A 16080-nucleotide genomic window follows, 5' to 3' on the forward strand; every position below is an offset into this window, starting at 1 on the left:
GGTCATGGGTCGTGCGCGGGTGGTGCGGGGCGTACGGGCCTCACTGGTTCGACCAATGGCGGTACGGGACCAGGAGGTTGGTGCTCTCCTGGCATCGTGCGGGATGGGCCGGACTCGGCGCAACCGTTTCGACCGGATACGGTCGGTTCCAGGCGTCCCCGGAACCGACCGTCCTTGGTGGCAACCGGGCTGCTGTCCCCTGCTGACCGGTCGCCGTGCACCGGAGTGAGGTCCCACGACGCGCGCACTCGCACGTCTCACACTCCGGTGGATCCGCCCTGTCGGTGCCGGGCGCCCAGGTGAACAGGGGCGGAAGCCACGCGTGGATTTCAGGTGGGCCGCTCCTGGATGGCGCGGGCACCCGGCTCAACGAAGCGGGGCGCCGTACGGTCACGCGCCGTCCGGGTGACGTGACGGCCCGGTCCTCCGAACCCGCATGCGGCGCCTGTACAGAGGCGCCGGTACAGGGCGCCTGAGAGGCGTCTGTGCAGGGGCGCCTGCGGCTCCGTGAAGGTCGTCGTCAGACGCGGCCGCGGCACAGCTCCAGCAGCGTCATGGCGAGCGTGGTGCCGGGCTTGCCGAGCTGGTCGCTGTAGTGGCCGATGATCTCCATCTCGCGGGAGAGGTTCACCCGGCGCCCCCCGGAGGCGATGCGCTCCTGCTGGATCACGGCCGAGACGGCCATCCGTTCCTGGATGAGCCCGATGATCCTGCCGTCGAGATCGTCGATCCGCTGCCGGGCACCGGTGATCACGCCGGCGGCCGCGTCGGTGCGGGCGCCGGTCTCGGCGGGGGCGGGGCGGGGGCTCATGGTGCTGCTGCTCACAGTGCTGATGCCGGCGCTCATGTCTGATCCTCCAAAAAGGGGCGGTGGCCCCCCGGAGCGGCACGGCCCGGGAAAAGCGACAGGCGCCCCGGGCCTTGTCGGCCCGGGGCGCCTGTGGAAGTCGCTTGTCAGTTGCTCAAGCAGCACGACCATGGCAGCCGGACGGGCCGGATGCCATAGGTAAAGACGAAGGTCTGGTGCTTGCGCATGGGGGACAGTATGGCCCGCGGACGGCCCGGGGGCCAACGTGGTCCGGTGTGCTTTCGGATGGTGAGACAAAAGGAAGCACCCGCGCCCCGGTAGAATCGACAAATACAGACCCCTCCTCCACCGCCGGAAGGCCGCTCCCGTGTCAGCAGCACCCCCCGCCGCCCACGACAACACCGCGGAGCCGGTGCTCGTTGTCGACTTCGGCGCGCAGTACGCCCAGCTCATCGCCCGCCGCGTCCGCGAGGCGCGGGTCTACAGCGAGATCGTCCCGTCCACCATGCCGGTGGCGGAGATGCTCGCGAAGAACCCGAAGGCGATCATCCTGTCCGGCGGTCCCTCGTCGGTCTACGAGGAGGGCGCTCCCCGCCTCGACGACGCCCGCGGCCTGTTCGAGGCCGGTGTCCCGGTCTTCGGCATGTGCTACGGCTTCCAGCTGATGGCGGCGACCCTCGGCGGCACGGTCGACAACACCGGCGCGCGCGAGTACGGCCGTACGCCGCTGCACGTCTCCAAGACCGGCTCGACGCTCTTCGAGGGCACGCCGGCGGAGCAGTCGGTGTGGATGTCGCACGGCGACGCCTGCTCGGCCGCCCCCGAGGGCTTCACGGTCACCGCGTCCACGGACGTCGTGCCCGTCGCCGCCTTCGAGAACGACGCGCAGAAGCTCTACGGCGTCCAGTACCACCCGGAGGTCATGCACTCGACGCACGGCCAGCAGGTCCTGGAGCACTTCCTGTACCGCGGCGCGGGCATCGAGCCCACGTGGACCACGGGCAATGTGATCGAGGAGCAGGTCGCCGCGATCCGCGAGCAGGTCGGCAGCAAGCGCGCCATCTGCGGCCTGTCCGGCGGCGTGGACTCCGCTGTCGCCGCGGCCCTCGTCCAGAAGGCCATCGGCGACCAGCTCACCTGCGTCTACGTCGACCACGGCCTGATGCGCAAGGGCGAGACCGAGCAGGTCGAGAAGGACTTCGTCGCCGCGACGGGCGTCCAGCTCAAGGTCGTCGACGCGCAGGAGCGCTTCCTGAGCGCCCTCGCGGGCGTCTCCGACCCGGAGACCAAGCGCAAGATCATCGGCCGGGAGTTCATCCGCGTCTTCGAGCAGGCCCAGGCCGAGATCGTGGCCGAGGCCGGCGCGGGCGGCGAGGACGTCGCCTTCCTGGTCCAGGGCACGCTCTACCCCGACGTGGTCGAGTCCGGCGGCGGCACCGGCACCGCCAACATCAAGTCCCACCACAACGTGGGCGGCCTCCCCGAGGACCTGGAGTTCGAGCTCGTCGAGCCGCTCCGCCAGCTCTTCAAGGACGAGGTCCGCATGGTCGGCCAGGAGCTCGGCCTGCCCGACGAGATCGTCCAGCGCCAGCCCTTCCCGGGCCCGGGCCTCGGCATCCGCATCGTCGGCGAGGTGACCAAGGAGCGCCTCGACCTGCTGCGCGAGGCCGACGCCATCGCCCGCGAGGAGCTCTCCGCGGCCGGTCTGGACCGTGAGATCTGGCAGTGCCCGGTCGTCCTCCTCGCGGACGTCCGCAGCGTCGGCGTCCAGGGCGACGGCCGCACCTACGGCCACCCGATCGTGCTCCGCCCGGTCTCGTCCGAGGACGCCATGACGGCCGACTGGTCGCGTCTGCCGTACGACGTGCTGTCGCGCATCTCGACCCGCATCACGAACGAGGTGGACGAGGTCAACCGCGTGGTCCTGGACATCACGAGCAAGCCGCCGGGGACGATCGAGTGGGAGTAGTCCTCCCCCTCCGCTGATCGGATCCTCTGATCGAACGCCGGTGCCGTCGTCCATTCGTTTGGGCGGCGGCATCGGCGTTTGGCGTGGGTACGCTGGCCGTACAGGCGAGACTCCGTCCCATGGGAGCAATCATGAGCGCCGCACCCGAGTTCGAGCTGGACGAGCAGTACCACTACCCGGTTCCCCCGCCCGGTGGCTGGACAGCAGATGACCTCGACCGGCTCCCGGACTTGCCGCGGCACACCGAGCTGATTGACGGGAGTCTCGTCTTCGTGAGTCCGCAGACCGAGTTTCATTTCCGGGCCATGCGGCTGCTGGAGAACCTTCTCCTGGAGCAGGCGCCGGACGAGCTTGATGTCTTCCGGGAGTTCACCGTCAGGCTGGACAAGCGAAACCGCCCGGATCCAGACCTCCTGGTGGCGCCGACTGGTGCGGACACGGGCCCGAAGGGCACCTGGCTCAAGCCGGAGGATGTCATTCTCGCGGTCGAGGTCGTCTCCGAAGACTCTCTCGAACGTGATCGCGAGGTTAAGCCTCGTAAGTACGCAGCCGCAGGCATCCCGCACTTCTGGCGCGTGGAGGAGAACGAGAAGCTTCCGGTCGTTTACGTCTACGAGCTCGATCCGGCGACCCGCTCGTATGTTCCGAGCGGGATCTTCCATGGTCGGCTGAAGTTGTCGGTCCCGTTCGATATCGACATCGATCTCACCATCGTCAACCAGCGTCGCCCCCGTCGCGCGTAAGCCTGCGACTCTGCCGACCTCCTGCGAGGAGGGCGGCAGCCCTGGCGCGAGGGCGAGACGAGACGTATCGTTTCAGTCCTGAGGTGCGCGCCCCGCGTACGAACCCAGGAGGAATCCACCATGCCCCGAATCCCCACCCGTACCCGCACCGTCACCGTCGCCCCCGGCGTCCACCTGTGGACCGACGAGCGCGGCGCAGCCGACGACGCCACGCCCTTGCTCCTGATCATGGGCGCGCAAGCCTCCGGCATGGCCTGGCCCGAGGAGTTCGCCGACGCTCTCGCCGCGCGCCACCGCGTCATCCGCTACGACCACCGCGACGCCGGCCGCTCCACCTGGTCGTTCGACGAGCAGCCCTACCGGATCAACGACCTCGCGGAGGACGCCCTCGCCGTCCTGGACGCCCACGGCGTCGAGCGGGCCCACATCGTCGGGCTGTCGCTCGGCGGCATGCTGGCGCAGCTGCTGCTCGCCGATCACCCCGACCGCATCCTCAGCGCCACCCTCATCGGGACCTGCGCGCTGAGCGGGAAGCCGCTCGTCGAGGCCGGGGGCGCGGAGACCGCCGCCGCCGACCTGCCTCCCATCGACCCGCGCGTCCTGGAGATGTGGGCCCGGCCCGTAGAGGATCACGGCCTGGAGGCCGAGCTGGACCGGCGCGTGGAGCACTGGCGGCTGCTCAGCGGCGAGGAACTGCCCTTCCACGCCGACGAGATGCGGGAGCGCGAGCGGCGGATCATCGAGCACGCGGGGCGCTACGACGTCTCCACCGCTCACGGCCGCGCCGATCACTCCGACATGGACCGTACGGAGGAGCTGGCGCGCAACACCGTCCCCACGCTGGTGACCGACGCCTCCGCCGAGCCCGTCTTCCCGCCGCCCCACCCCCGCCACATCGCCCAAGTGATCGGCAACGCCCGCACGGTGGCGATGCCGGGCATGGGGCACGCCCTGCCGCGGGAGTGCCTCGGGCCGCTGGCCGAGGCGATCCTGGAGCACGCGGCGGCTGCGGAGGGCCTGTTCTCCGCGGGTACCCGGCGGTAGCTTCCGTTCCGTACCGAACGGAGCAGAGGAGTGCCGATCGTGTCGCAAACGCCGTCCGGGCAGGAGCCCGCAGCCACAGTCCCGGCCGTACCCGCAGCCGCGCCCGCCCCCGTAGCCGTACCCGTACCCGTACCCACTGATCAACTGCACTTCGCGATGCCGCCCAAGCACGACACCCCCGAGGAGGAGCGGCGTCACCGCAAGGAGCGGCTCGCGGCGGCGCTGCGGCTGTTCGGCCGGTTCGGCTTCGAGGAGGGCGTCGCGGGGCACATCACCGCGCGCGACCCGGAGTTCACGGATCACTTCTGGGTCAACCCGTTCGGGATGTCGTTCAAGCACATCACCGTGAGCGACCTGATCCTCGTGAACCACAAGGGGCAGGTCGTCGAGGGCCGCTACCACGTCAACCAGGCGGCGTTCGCGATCCATTCGCAGATCCACCGCGCGCGGCCGGACGTCGTGGCCGCCGCGCACAGCCACTCCACGTACGGGCGCGCGCTGTCCGCGCTGGGGGAGCTGCTGGAGCCGATCACGCAGGACGTGTGCGCCTTCTACGAGGACCACGCCCTCTTCGACGACTACACGGGTGTCGTGGTGGACGAGGAGGAGGGGCGCCGGATCGCCACGGCGCTCGGGCCGCACAAGGCGGTCGTCCTGCGCAACCACGGGCTGCTGACCGTGGGGGAAACGGTGGACGCGGCGGCGTGGTGGTTCATCACCATGGAGCGCTCCTGCCAGGTGCAGCTCGCGGCGAAGGCGGCCGGGAAGCCCGTCCTGATCGACCAGGCCAGTGCCCGGCACACGCGGGGCCAGCTCGGCAACGACCTGGCGGCGTGGATCAACTACCAGCCGCTGTACCAGCAGATCACGCGGAGTGAGCCGGAGCTGCTGGGCTGAGGGCCGCCGGGACCACCGCGGGGCCCCCGGCCCGGGGCTCGTCCACCCCCGCCGTTCGGCGGGGGTGGCTCGTTCTTCCGGGGGTTTTTGCTTTTCCTTTACCTTGTTTACGATGGTGGGGAGCCGAGGCGGCCGCGCCTCGGCTCCGTCGTGTCGTGAACCGGTAGGAGAACCATGCGCCCCACCCGTGCCGCCGGGCTGACCGCCGCCCTCGCCCTGACCGGCCTGGCCGTCACGGCGTGCGGTGGCGGAGCCGAGGCCGAGCAGCGGCCCGCGAAGTCCTCCGCGCCGTCCTCGCCCGCCACCGCCCCGCCGAGCCCCGCGCCCGTCACGGAGCAGCCCGCCCCCGAGGCCGCGCTGCTCAAGGGAGCCGCCAAGGTCGTCCGGCCCGAGATCGCCCCCGCCGACGGCGAGAAGGTCGGCGTCGGCCAGCCCATCGCGATCGTCTTCAAGCAGCAGAAGGTCTCCGAGAAGCTGCGCGCCGGCATCGAGGGCCGCCTGAAGGTCTCCACCTCGCCGAAGGTCCCCGGCGCCTGGCACTGGAACGAGACCAAGGGTGACACCCGCGTCCACTTCCGGCCCGAGAAGTTCTGGCCCGCGGGCACCAAAGTGACCCTCGACGCCCGCCTGTCCGGCGTGCAGCTCGCCGAAGGCACGGCCGCCGCCGGCGACCGCACGGTCTCCTTCACCATCGGCGACTCGATGGTGAACACCGTCGACCTCAAGACCCGCAAGCTGACCGTCGTGCGCAACGGCGAGACGCTGCGCACCATCCCGGTCAGCGGCGGCGACGAGAGCAAGGGCTTCGGCACCCGGGAGGGGATCAAGACGATCCTCGCCAAGGAGGGCAAGGTCGTCATGGACTCGCTCTCCATCGGCATCCCGCGCAACCACCCCGACGGTTTCTACGGGTCGTACGAATACAGCATGCGCGAGACGGTCAGCGGCGAGTACGTGCACGCCGCGCCCGACAACGCCGAGTCGTTCGGCAAGGAGAACGTCAGCCACGGGTGCATCGGCATGTCGACGGCCGACGCGAAGTGGCTGTACGGGCTGAGCCTCAAGGGAGACGTCGTGCAGGTCACCGGCAGCACCAAGCCGAAGCCGATGGACCGTTTCGGCAACGGCTACGGCGACTGGAACCTCAGCTGGGAGGAGTGGCTGGAGGGCAGCGCGCTGGGGATCCGCACCGGCGCCTGACCGCGGTGCCGGGGCTCGTCCGCGGGAAGGTTATCCACAGGGGTGAACGCATTCCGCCTTCCGTCCGTATGGTTCGGAGGACCACTGGTTCGGATTCCGGATTCCGGATGAGGGCCAGGACGGACAAGGCGGAATGGAGAGGCGGCGGACGCCATGGCATTCATCGGGCGCGGAAAGCAGGGGGAGAGCGCGCGGTACGCACTGCTGCCGCTGCGCGTCTTCCTCGGCGTCACGTTCATCTACGCGGGCCTCGACAAGCTGACGGACTCCGGCTTCCTGGCGGACACCGGGCCCGGCTCGATCGGCGAGCTGATGCGTACGGTCCGCGGCACGTCCGCCGTGCCGGATCTGGTCGACCTGGCCCTGAAGGACCCCGAGGGCTTCGGCTATGCGATGGGCCTCGGCGAGTTCGCGGTGGGCATAGGCACCCTCTTCGGGATATTCGCGCGCGTCGCCGCGGCGGGCGGCGCGCTCATCTCCCTCAGCCTCTGGTTGACCGTCAGCTGGCAGACCACGCCGTACTACTACGGCAACGACCTGATCTACCTGATGGCGTGGCTGCCGCTGGTGGTGGCGGGCGCGCCCGTCTGGTCGGTGGACGCGGGCCCGCTCAGGGCGCCGGCGCGCAGGCCGGCCGGCAGGCGGCCGCGCAAGCCGTCGGTCAAGGCGGCTGCCCGGTCGGGCGGCAGGTCGCCGGCCAAGGCGCATGCCAAGGCCCCCGCCAAGTCACCCGCCAAGGCGCCCCGTCGCACCAAGAAATAAGCCCGCGGCGGACGTGCAGGCGGTGGAGGCTACCGCCGGCGCCGTATCGCGAAGGCCACGAACGACACCACGCCCGCGAGGCAGAACCCCGCCACCAGCACGGGCAGCAGCGCATACGAAGGGAAGTGAAGATCTCCGTGGGCCGCCGCCAGGTACGCGCCCGCGCACACCAGCAGGACGAGCCCGATCACCAGCTTCCCCGGCTCGAAGTCATGACGACGCACGGTCCACCTCCACTCGGCCGATACCGACCTTGAGCCGGATATCGAGAGTGCCGCGGGAGGGCTTCCCGGACCGCGGCTCCAGCGTCACGCGTTCCTTCTGCTCCGGGCGGACGTCGACGTCGTCGCGCGCCTCGCCGGGGAGGCGGATGTCGCCCACGCCGACGTCCATCGTGATCCGGGCCGTGACATCGTCCGGAACGATCAGCTTGAGCCGGCCCGCGCCCACCTCCGCGCGGGTGGCGACCGTGCCGCCCCGCTGCCACGGCAGGCCGGTGAGGTCGAGCTCGCCCACCCCGCTGCCCACGCGGTACTCGTCGCGGACGGCGGCCACGGTCTCCGGGCGCCAGGTGGAGTGCGTCCACCGGGTGGAGACCGACTTCGGCAGGCCCGCCGCGCCCGCCAGCAGCAGGGCGGTCAGGACGGCCGCGACGACCGTGCCGCCGCCGGTGCGGCCGTAGCGGGAGCTGACGGTCATGCCGAGGCCGAAGACGGCCAGGGCACAGGCCAGGCCGACCTCCAGGCAGGTGCCGAGCGGGTGGTGGCGCCAGGTGAGGCCGGTGCCGAGCGCGAGGGCGACGACGGCGGCCAGGAACGTCCAGCCGCCGAGCGGCGTGCCGCCGAGGGGGGTGCCCCCGGGCGGGGCGCCGGCGCGCGCGGGACGGAGCCTGAACGGGGCCCGCTCCGCCTCGGCCTGCGGGCCGTCGTCCGGGCCCCACAGATAGCCGGTGCCGGCGCCTATCGGGCCCGTCGTGCCGTCCTTGATGATCGGGTCGCGCCACCAGGAGGGGCCGCCCGGCGCGGGCGGCGCCTTGGTCTCGGGCGGGGGCGCCGCCGTCTTCTGCACCTTGTGCACCTTCTGGGCCGCGGACACCGCGGCCTCGCCGCCGGGCTCGTGGCGGTGGTACGACCAGTAGGCCGCGCCGGCCATCGCGGCCGTCAGCATCAGCGCGAAGGACATCACCGCGCTGTTGTTGAGCATCGACAGGAACAGCCCGCAGCCCACCAGCGCGCACAGCACCGCCGTCAGCGCCGGGCCCTCGACGCGGCCCGAGAGCATCCGCCGGGCCTCGTTCTCCTCCTCGCCCTCCAGGGGGATCAGCAGCCAGGCGAAGCCGTAGAGGATCAGGCCCAGGCCGCCGGAGACCGCCAGCACACCGAGCACCACCCGGAAGATCACGGGGTCGACGTCGAAGAAGCGGCCGAGGCCGCCGCACACGCCGGAGACCACCTTCTGCTCACGGCTGCGCCGCAGCGGCGGCCGGGCGTCCTGCGGATCACCGTGAACCGGACCCGCCTGATGCGCGTCCTGGGGGGTGGGTGTGTCGGTCATAAAGAACATGGTGTCAACCGGAACGGGCTTGCGGCACACCCTGCAACCCTGGCCGTTCCCTGAGATCGCCCCTGAGAAGGTGCCGTATATCGTGGCGCGACAGTGCACAGCAGGGGAACCGGAGGAGTTCGGCGTGGATGGGTCAGTGCCCGGGCAGGCGGCGTCCGGTCCAGGGCCGGACCAGGGCCGGCTGGTCGCCGGGCGGTACCGCCTCGCCGAGCGGATAGGCCGCGGCGGCATGGGCACGGTCTGGCGTGCCCAGGACGAGCTGCTCGACCGTCAGGTCGCGCTCAAGCAGCTGCACGTCTCGCCGTACCTGGACGACGACGAGCTCGCCACCCTCTACGAGCGCACCCGCCGCGAGGCCCGCAGCGCCGCCCGGATCACCCACCCCAATGTGGTCGTCGTGCACGACGTCGTCGACGACCACGGCCTGCCCTGCATCGTCATGGAGTACGTGCCCTCCAGGACGCTCGGCGACGTCCTCAAGCACGGCACCATCACCCCGGAGGAAGCCGCCCGCATCGGCCGCGGCATGATCGCGGCGCTCCGCGCGGCCCACGCGGCCGGAGTGCTCCACCGCGACGTGAAGCCCGGCAACGTGCTGCTCGGCGACGACGGCCGGGTCGTCCTCACCGACTTCGGCATCGCCCAGTCCACCGGCACCTCCACGCTCACCAAGACCGGCGAGATGGTCGGCTCGATCGACTACATCGCGCCCGAGCGCGTCAAGGGCGCCAAGCCCGGGCCCGCCTCCGACCTGTGGGCGCTCGGTGCGACGCTGTACCAGGCCCTGGAGGGCCGCCCGCCGTTCCGCAAGGACACCGCCGTCGAGACGGCGTACGCGATCGCCATGGACCCCCTGGAGCCGCCGCGCAACGCGGGCGAGCTCACCCGGCTCATCGAGACCCTGCTCGCCAAGGACCCGGCCGTGCGGCCCCCGGCCGACCTGGCCGAGCAGATCCTGCGCGAGCCCGCGGCCGCGGCGGACACGGCGCACATATCCGCCGCGGGGCCGCGGCCCGCCGCCCCCGGCCCCGCGCCCTGGGGCGACCGGCCGGACCGCGGCACCATGACGGCGACCGCCGCCACGGCCCGCACAGCCCCCACCGCTGCCGCCGTGCCCGCCGCTCCCGCCGCTCCTGGCCTTCCTGGCGCTTCCACCGAGCTGACGGCGCCGACGAAGGCCGCGGCACCCGCCCCCGCGGCCCCGGCTCCGGCCCCGGCCCCTGCCGCCCCCGCCAAGGCCGCCGGCCGCCGCCGCCCCGTCCTGTGGAGCACCCTGGCCCTCGTCACCGTCGCGGGCGTCGCGGCCGGCGCGTTCTTCCTGACCCAGGGGCAGGCGGACGACGACAGCTCGAACCAGGCCGCACCCGCCCACGACGCTTCCTCCGCCCACCCGAGCGGGAAGGCGAGCCCGAGCACGGCCCCGAAGCCGCCGCCGCCCGGCTACCACCTGGTGACGGAGAAGGAGGCCGGCATCTCCTTCCCCGTGCCGGACGGCTGGAAGCGCGGGAACCTCAAGGACAGCAACGAGATCCTCTACGTCGACCCGAGCGGGCTGGTGGGCCTGCGGGTCTCCGTCCTCGACCTCGCGAGCAGCGACCCCCTCCAGCGCTGGAAGGACGACGAGGCCAAGTCCGTCAGCGAGGGCAAGCTGCCCGGCTACCACCAGCGGCGCATGCAGAGCACGGAGTACCGCGGGATGCCCGCGGCGATCTGGGAGTTCTCCTGGAAGGGCCGGGCGCGCGACTACCGGGCCGCCGACCTCGGGTTCGGCCGGCCGGGCGAGAAGGAGTACGCGATCTACCTCTCGGCGCCCGCGGCCGAGTGGGACAAGCACAGCCCCGTCTTCGACGCGGTCCGCGACGGCTTCCGGACCACCGCCCACTAGGGGTCCCGTCAGGGGCAAACCCTGATGCCCGGGCCCCCGCGGACATGTGACGATCAGTACATGACCGTGCCGTCCCGTCCGCAGCACCCCGACGCCCCGCCGCTGCGCAAGCTCTACCGCAGCGCCGAGGGCCGCATGTTCGGCGGTGTCGCGCGCGGTCTCGCCGGTCACCTGGGCCTGCCCGTGTCCTGGGTGCGCCTGGTCTTCGTCGCGCTGCTGCTGGCCCAGGGCATGGGCGCCGTGCTCTACGCGGTGTTCTGGTTCGTGGTGCCGCTCGGCGTGGGCGGCGTCGAGGCCCCGCGCCCGCTGCCCGCCGAGACGGCCCCCGACGGCCGCCGGCGCCTCCTGGCCCGCAAGCCGGACCGCGGGCAGGTCGTCGCCCTCGCGGCCCTGGTCATCGGCGCCGCGATCTTCGTGGACAACCTCCACCTCGGCCGCGCCAACGCCTACATCTGGCCCCTGCTGCTGGTCGGCGCCGGCGTCGCCCTCGTCTGGCGCCAGGCCGACAACGCCCGCCGGGCGCACTGGATGCAGGTCGGCCGCAGCAAGCGGGTCCTGCCGCTCGCGCGCGTCGCGGCCGGGGTCGTCCTCGCCGCCGCGGGCGTGACGGGCATCGTCGTCCTCCAGGGCTCCGCCGAGCACCTCGGCACGGTCCTCCAGGCCTCCCTGGCCGTGCTGGTCGGCATAGCGCTGCTGGCGGGCCCCTCCCTCGTCCGCATGACCCAGGACCTGTCCGCCGAGCGCACGATGCGCATCCGCGCCCAGGAGCGCGCCGAGGTCGCGGCCCACGTCCACGACTCCGTCCTGCACACCCTCACCCTGATCCAGCGCAACGCCGAGGATCCCCGCGAGGTGGCCCGCCTGGCCCGCGCCCAGGAGCGCGAGCTGCGCGCCTGGCTCTACCGCCCGGAGGGCCGCGGGAAGGACGACGCCGAGCAGCCCGACACCCTGGCCGAGGCCGTCAAGGCCACCGCCGCCGAGGTCGAGGACCACCACGGCGTGCCCATAGAGGTGGTCGTCGTCGGCGACTGCCCGCTCGACGAGCGCCTCGCCGCCCAGATGCAAGCCGCCCGCGAGGCCATGGTCAACGCCGCCAAGTACGGTGGCGAGGGCGGCGCCGTCCAGGTGTACGCCGAGGTCGAGGGGCGTACGGTCTTCCTTTCCGTGCGCGACCGCGGCCCCGGCTTCGACCTGGACGCGGTGCCGGACGACCGCATGGGCGTCCGCGAGTCCATCATCGGCCGGATGCAGCGCAACGGCGGCACGGCCCGGCTGCGGTCCGTGCCCGGTGGGGGAACCGAAGTGGAGCTGGAAATGGAGAGGGCGGAGAACGCGTCATGACGACCGAAGAGACGGTGCAGCGCCACGCACGGGTCGTGCTGGTGGACGACCACCGCATGTTCCGTACGGGCGTGCAGGCCGAGATCGGGGCCACCGACCGGACGGGCGTCGAGGTCGTCGGCGAGGCCGCCGACGTCGACCAGGCGGTCACCGTCATCACCGCCACCCGCCCCGAGGTCGTCCTGCTCGACGTCCACCTGCCCGGCGGCGGCGGGGTCGAGGTGCTGCGCCGCAGCGCCTCCCTGATGGCCGACGCCGAGCGCCCGGTGCGCTTCCTCGCGCTGTCCGTCTCGGACGCCGCCGAGGACGTCATCGGTGTCATCCGCGGCGGCGCCCGCGGCTACGTCACCAAGACCATCACCGGCACGGACCTCGTCGACGCCGTCTTCCGGGTCAAGGACGGCGACGCCGTCTTCTCCCCGCGGCTGGCCGGCTTCGTCCTCGACGCCTTCGCCTCCACCGACGCCCCGCCCGTCGACGAGGACCTCGACCGGCTCACCCAGCGCGAGCGCGAGGTGCTGCGCCTGATCGCCCGCGGCTACGCGTACAAGGAGATCGCCAAGCAGCTCTTCATCTCGGTGAAGACCGTCGAGTCGCACGTCTCGGCGGTGCTGCGCAAGCTCCAGCTCTCCAATCGCCACGAGCTCACCCGCTGGGCGACCGCCCGCCGCCTGGTCTGAGCCCCGGCCGGCCCGCACCCGGGCCCGGCCCCGGCCCGGTCCGGACCCCGGCTTCCGGATTGTCCCCGGCGGCCGGGTCCGAATTCGGATATGTGTGCGCCGTACGGGGGAGGACGAGGAACCTCCCCGGCTCGCCGGCCCTCTTGAACGGACGAGAGGCTCTCACGCACGCAGGGCCCCGGCCCCGCGCGGGGCCCGAGATCCGAAACGAGAGCCCGATGAGCCTGACGGGGACGCCCTTCCTCCTCACCACGGTCGCGCTGGTCGTGACGGCCCTCGTCCTGCCCCTGGCGCTGTGGAGCAGGATCGGCGGCCCGAAGCTCGTACGGCAGGCGGCACGGCTGCTCATGCTGCTGTTCGCGCAGGTCACCGCCATCACCATGGTGTTCGTGATCGTCAACAACGCCAACGGCCTCTTCGACAACTGGGACGACCTCCTCGGCACCGGCGACCACGTCCGGGCCGCGGCTGACCTCGGCCCCGACGGCACCGGCGGCAAGAAGGTCGACGAGACGCCCAAGCACCCGCAGAAGTTCACGCCCGCCTCCGACAAGCGGATGGGCCCCGGGGTGCAGGAGACCCAGCTCAAGGGCCGCATATCGGGCGTCGAGGGCGAGGTGTACGTCTGGCTGCCGCCGCAGTACGACGACCCCGCGTACAAGGACAAGAAGTTCCCCGTGGTCGAGGTCCTCCCGGGCTTCCCGGGCTCGGCGAAGGCCTGGTTCGGCACGCTGGAGGTCAACACCCAGCTGGCGCCGATGATGAAGAAGGGCGAGGTCGAGCCCTTCATCATCGTCGCGCCCCGCACCACCCTCCTCGGCGACACCGACACCGGCTGCGCCAACATCCCCGGCAAGGTCAACGCCGACACCTGGCTGAGCGTCGACGTCCGCAAGATGGTCACGGACACCTTCCGCGCGCAGGAGAAGCCCGACGGCTGGGCCGTCGCGGGCTACTCGGCGGGCGCGCACTGCGCCGCCAAGCTGGCCGTCGCCCACCCCGACCGCTACCGCGCGGGCGTGAGCCTCTCCGGCTACAACGACCCCGTCGGCGAGCCCTCCTCGCTGACGGCGAAGTCGCCCGAGCTGCGCGCCGAGAACAACCCGCTGAAGATGCTCGAGCGCGCCAAGACGCCGCCGCGCGTGGCGCTGTTCGTCTCCGGCGCGGAGGCCGACGGCTACCAGGGCGGCATGGCGCTCAAGCAGGCGGCCAAGCCGCCGACGACCGTGCAGGTGACGAAGGTGCCCGCGGGTGCGGGCGGCCACGGCACGGCCGTGTGGAAGCGGCAGGTCCCCGACGTCTTCACGTGGCTGTCGCACCAGATCAAGTCGTAGCCCCGGCCCTGAGGGGCTGATCACACAGGCCGGTCACACAGGCCGGGCGGCCCCCGCGAACGGCATTTCATCGACCGGCGCGATCCGTACGGGCGCGCCCGGGTGCGGGGCGTGGATCATCTTCCCGCCGCCGACGTAGAGCCCGACGTGGCTGATGCCGGAGTAGAAGAACACCAGGTCGCCGGGGGCGAGCGCGCTCCTGGAGACCCGCCGGCCCGCGTTGATCTGCGTGTACGTGGTGCGCGGCAGGGAGACGCCGGCCGCCTGCCAGGCGGCCTGGGTCAGGCCCGAGCAGTCGAAGGCGGCGGGGCCGGTCGCCCCCCACACGTAGGGCCTGCCGAGCGCGGCGTACGCGAACGCCACCGCCCGCGCGGCCCGCTCCGTGGGGGCCTGGAGGCCGTCCCGGAGCTCCGAGCGGTCGGCCCGGGCGGCGGGGGCGGCGGGGGCGGGCCCCGCGGCGTCCCCGCGCTCCACGGCGGCACGCTCCTCGTCCGGCAGCTCCGCCAGCACGCGCCGCGCCTGCGCGAGCTTGTCCTCGACGGCGTGCTTGTGGCGGGCGAGGTCGGCCTGCTCGTGCTTGAGCTCCGCGAGGCGGGCGTCGGCGGCCGTACGGACCTGCTGCACCTCCCGCACCTCCCGCTCGTACCGCTTGACGGCGACGGCCTGCCTGCTGCCCGCCTGGTGGGCCAGCGAGGCCCGCTCCAGGTACTGCCCGGGGGAGGAGGACAGGATCAGCTGCACGCTCGCCGGCATGCCGCCCTCGCGGTACTGGGCGGTGGCGTAGGAGCCCAGGGCGTTGCGGGCAGCGTTGAGCCGCTCGGTCCGGCGGGCGGCCTGATCCCGCAGCCCCTCCAGGTCGGCCTCGGCCTTGTCGGCCTTCTCCTTGGCGCCGTCGTAGTGCTCGGTGGCCTCCTCGGCCTCGCGGTAGTACTGGTCGACCCGGGCTCTGAGCTGGGCCGTGGAGGGCGGGGGAGCGGCCTGCGCGGTGCCGTCGAGGAGCGTGGCGGTGGCGGCGCCCGCGAGGGCGAGACCGGCCGCGGTCCGTACGGTGCTGCTGGTGAGCGGGTGCTGCCTTGGCTTGCGGTGCGCTGCCACGCCGGCCGTCACTTCCTTCCAGACCTGCTGTTCCTGCTCCGCCCGCGGGACCGGAATGGCGCCGCCGGACGGTGCCGGCGGCGGCCCGCCACGAGGGGGGAGCGTGCGGACCGCCGCCGTCTGCGCCAGGACGCTATTCCGCAAGGTCACGCTCCAGAACGCCGATGACCGGTAGTGGATGAAATCGATCGGCCCGCGCTGAGCGGTGATCATGTCGGTCCCGCCCCCGCGGAGGGATGGAGGCTGCGCGTGACCGAAGTGGCGATTGCGCCCCACCTGGCTGCCGGTGGGTGATATGGCCCCGGCTAGGGTCTGGCCCCATGGACGTACTCATTCACGCCGTCGTCGGCCTGCACATCGTCGGCATCGGCGCACTGCTCGGCGGCTTCATGACCCAGATGAAGGCCATGGGCAAGGGCGAGGCGCGCATGGTGCCCGCCATGCTGCACGGCGCGCTGACCATGCTGGTCACCGGCGTGGCCCTGGTGGGCCTCCACCAGTCCCAGGACGACACCCTCAACATGGTCAAGCTCGGCACCAAGCTGGCGCTGCTGGTGGTGATCCTCGGCCTCGTCTACGTCAAGCGCGACGACGAGAAGGTCCCGGCCCCCGTCTTCGGTGCGGTGGGCGCGCTCACCGCGGCGAACATCTTCATCGCGGTGATGTGGGTGTGACCAGCGGCGGGCGCCCGCCCCGGCTGTGGGGGTGACCACTGTCGCCGTGAATGCGGGGCCGGGTGTCAGTGGGGCCGCCTAGACT

The 16080-nt window shown here is 72.2% G+C and carries 14 protein-coding genes and 1 pseudogene; 11 read left to right on the forward strand and 4 right to left on the reverse strand.

The window, feature by feature from the left end; genetic code table 11:
- Nucleotides 1-520: 520 nt before the first annotated feature.
- Nucleotides 521-811 carry a chorismate mutase gene (locus PS271_RS17180; RefSeq protein ID WP_398386897.1) on the reverse strand — a complete coding sequence of 97 codons (291 nt, stop codon included), beginning with the start codon at nucleotides 809-811 and terminating at the stop codon, nucleotides 521-523.
- Nucleotides 812-1175: 364 nt separating this feature from the next.
- Here PS271_RS17180 and guaA point away from each other — a divergent pair, with 364 nt between their 5' ends.
- The 6 genes and pseudogenes from guaA to PS271_RS17210 form a co-directional block, all read left to right on the forward strand.
- The gene (gene guaA, locus PS271_RS17185; protein WP_398382723.1) at nucleotides 1176-2777 is read left to right on the forward strand and encodes a glutamine-hydrolyzing GMP synthase; all 1602 of its coding nucleotides are present in this window, start codon (nucleotides 1176-1178) and stop codon (nucleotides 2775-2777) included.
- Nucleotides 2778-2908: 131 nt separating this feature from the next.
- Nucleotides 2909-3520 carry a Uma2 family endonuclease gene (locus PS271_RS17190; RefSeq protein ID WP_398382724.1) on the forward strand — a complete coding sequence of 204 codons (612 nt, stop codon included), beginning with the start codon at nucleotides 2909-2911 and terminating at the stop codon, nucleotides 3518-3520.
- Nucleotides 3521-3640: 120 nt separating this feature from the next.
- The gene (locus PS271_RS17195) at nucleotides 3641-4564 is read left to right on the forward strand and encodes an alpha/beta fold hydrolase (RefSeq protein ID WP_398382725.1); all 924 of its coding nucleotides are present in this window, start codon (nucleotides 3641-3643) and stop codon (nucleotides 4562-4564) included.
- A gap of 39 nt (nucleotides 4565-4603) precedes the next feature.
- Nucleotides 4604-5461 carry a class II aldolase/adducin family protein gene (locus tag PS271_RS17200; RefSeq protein ID WP_398382726.1) on the forward strand — a complete coding sequence of 286 codons (858 nt, stop codon included), beginning with the start codon at nucleotides 4604-4606 and terminating at the stop codon, nucleotides 5459-5461.
- Between the two features lie 174 nt (nucleotides 5462-5635).
- Nucleotides 5636-6661, forward strand: a complete 1026-nt coding sequence (locus tag PS271_RS17205) for a L,D-transpeptidase (RefSeq protein WP_398382727.1) — start codon at nucleotides 5636-5638, stop codon at nucleotides 6659-6661.
- A gap of 153 nt (nucleotides 6662-6814) precedes the next feature.
- Nucleotides 6815-7264 (forward strand): annotated as a pseudogene (locus tag PS271_RS17210) (DoxX family protein); the annotation flags it as partial.
- A gap of 188 nt (nucleotides 7265-7452) precedes the next feature.
- Here the strand turns inward: PS271_RS17210 and PS271_RS17215 are convergent.
- Entirely contained in the window at nucleotides 7453-7647 is a 195-nt protein-coding gene (locus PS271_RS17215; RefSeq protein WP_398382728.1) for a hypothetical protein, read from the reverse strand.
- Nucleotides 7634-8977: a PspC domain-containing protein gene (locus PS271_RS17220; protein ID WP_398382729.1), complete on the reverse strand. Its 1344-nt coding sequence runs from the start codon at nucleotides 8975-8977 to the stop codon at nucleotides 7634-7636. Before PS271_RS17220 ends, PS271_RS17215 begins: the two co-directional genes overlap by 14 nt.
- Before the next feature lie 133 nt (nucleotides 8978-9110).
- Here PS271_RS17220 and PS271_RS17225 point away from each other — a divergent pair, with 133 nt between their 5' ends.
- The 4 genes from PS271_RS17225 (at nucleotide 9111) to PS271_RS17240 (ending at nucleotide 14226) form a co-directional block, all read left to right on the forward strand.
- Nucleotides 9111-10871: a serine/threonine-protein kinase gene (locus tag PS271_RS17225; protein ID WP_398382730.1), complete on the forward strand. Its 1761-nt coding sequence runs from the start codon at nucleotides 9111-9113 to the stop codon at nucleotides 10869-10871.
- Nucleotides 10872-10931: 60 nt separating this feature from the next.
- A complete protein-coding gene (locus PS271_RS17230; protein WP_398382731.1) occupies nucleotides 10932-12212 on the forward strand; it encodes a PspC domain-containing protein in 1281 nt (426 codons plus the stop codon).
- Nucleotides 12209-12892 (forward strand): LuxR C-terminal-related transcriptional regulator, encoded by a 684-nt coding sequence (locus PS271_RS17235; RefSeq protein ID WP_367135145.1) that lies wholly within the window; start codon nucleotides 12209-12211, stop codon nucleotides 12890-12892. Before PS271_RS17230 ends, PS271_RS17235 begins: the two co-directional genes overlap by 4 nt.
- A gap of 218 nt (nucleotides 12893-13110) precedes the next feature.
- Nucleotides 13111-14226: an alpha/beta hydrolase gene (locus PS271_RS17240; protein WP_398382732.1), complete on the forward strand. Its 1116-nt coding sequence runs from the start codon at nucleotides 13111-13113 to the stop codon at nucleotides 14224-14226.
- A 33-nt stretch (nucleotides 14227-14259) separates the two neighbouring features.
- On the opposite strand, the gene PS271_RS17245 is transcribed toward PS271_RS17240, so the two are convergent.
- Nucleotides 14260-15321, reverse strand: coding sequence for a C40 family peptidase (locus PS271_RS17245; RefSeq protein WP_398386899.1), 1062 nt, complete (start codon nucleotides 15319-15321; stop codon nucleotides 14260-14262).
- A 320-nt stretch (nucleotides 15322-15641) separates the two neighbouring features.
- On the opposite strand from PS271_RS17245, the gene PS271_RS17250 reads away from it, so the two are divergent.
- A complete protein-coding gene (locus PS271_RS17250; RefSeq protein ID WP_194959684.1) occupies nucleotides 15642-15995 on the forward strand; it encodes a hypothetical protein in 354 nt (117 codons plus the stop codon).
- Nucleotides 15996-16080: the final 85 nt, after the last annotated feature.

Source organism: Streptomyces sp. SCA2-17 (genome assembly GCF_044336695.1).

Coding starts and splice junctions, on each gene's coding strand:
- PS271_RS17190 (WP_398382724.1), top strand. CDS start 2,909: ATGAGCGCCGCACCCGAGTTCGAGCTGGACGAGCAGTACCACTACCCG.
- PS271_RS17205 (WP_398382727.1), top strand. CDS start 5,636: ATGCGCCCCACCCGTGCCGCCGGGCTGACCGCCGCCCTCGCCCTGACC.
- PS271_RS17220 (WP_398382729.1), bottom strand. CDS start 8,977: ATGACCGACACACCCACCCCCCAGGACGCGCATCAGGCGGGTCCGGTT.
- PS271_RS17180 (WP_398386897.1), bottom strand. CDS start 811: ATGAGCCCCCGCCCCGCCCCCGCCGAGACCGGCGCCCGCACCGACGCG.
- PS271_RS17195 (WP_398382725.1), top strand. CDS start 3,641: ATGCCCCGAATCCCCACCCGTACCCGCACCGTCACCGTCGCCCCCGGC.
- PS271_RS17235 (WP_367135145.1), top strand. CDS start 12,209: ATGACGACCGAAGAGACGGTGCAGCGCCACGCACGGGTCGTGCTGGTG.
- PS271_RS17230 (WP_398382731.1), top strand. CDS start 10,932: ATGACCGTGCCGTCCCGTCCGCAGCACCCCGACGCCCCGCCGCTGCGC.
- PS271_RS17240 (WP_398382732.1), top strand. CDS start 13,111: ATGAGCCTGACGGGGACGCCCTTCCTCCTCACCACGGTCGCGCTGGTC.
- PS271_RS17250 (WP_194959684.1), top strand. CDS start 15,642: ATGGACGTACTCATTCACGCCGTCGTCGGCCTGCACATCGTCGGCATC.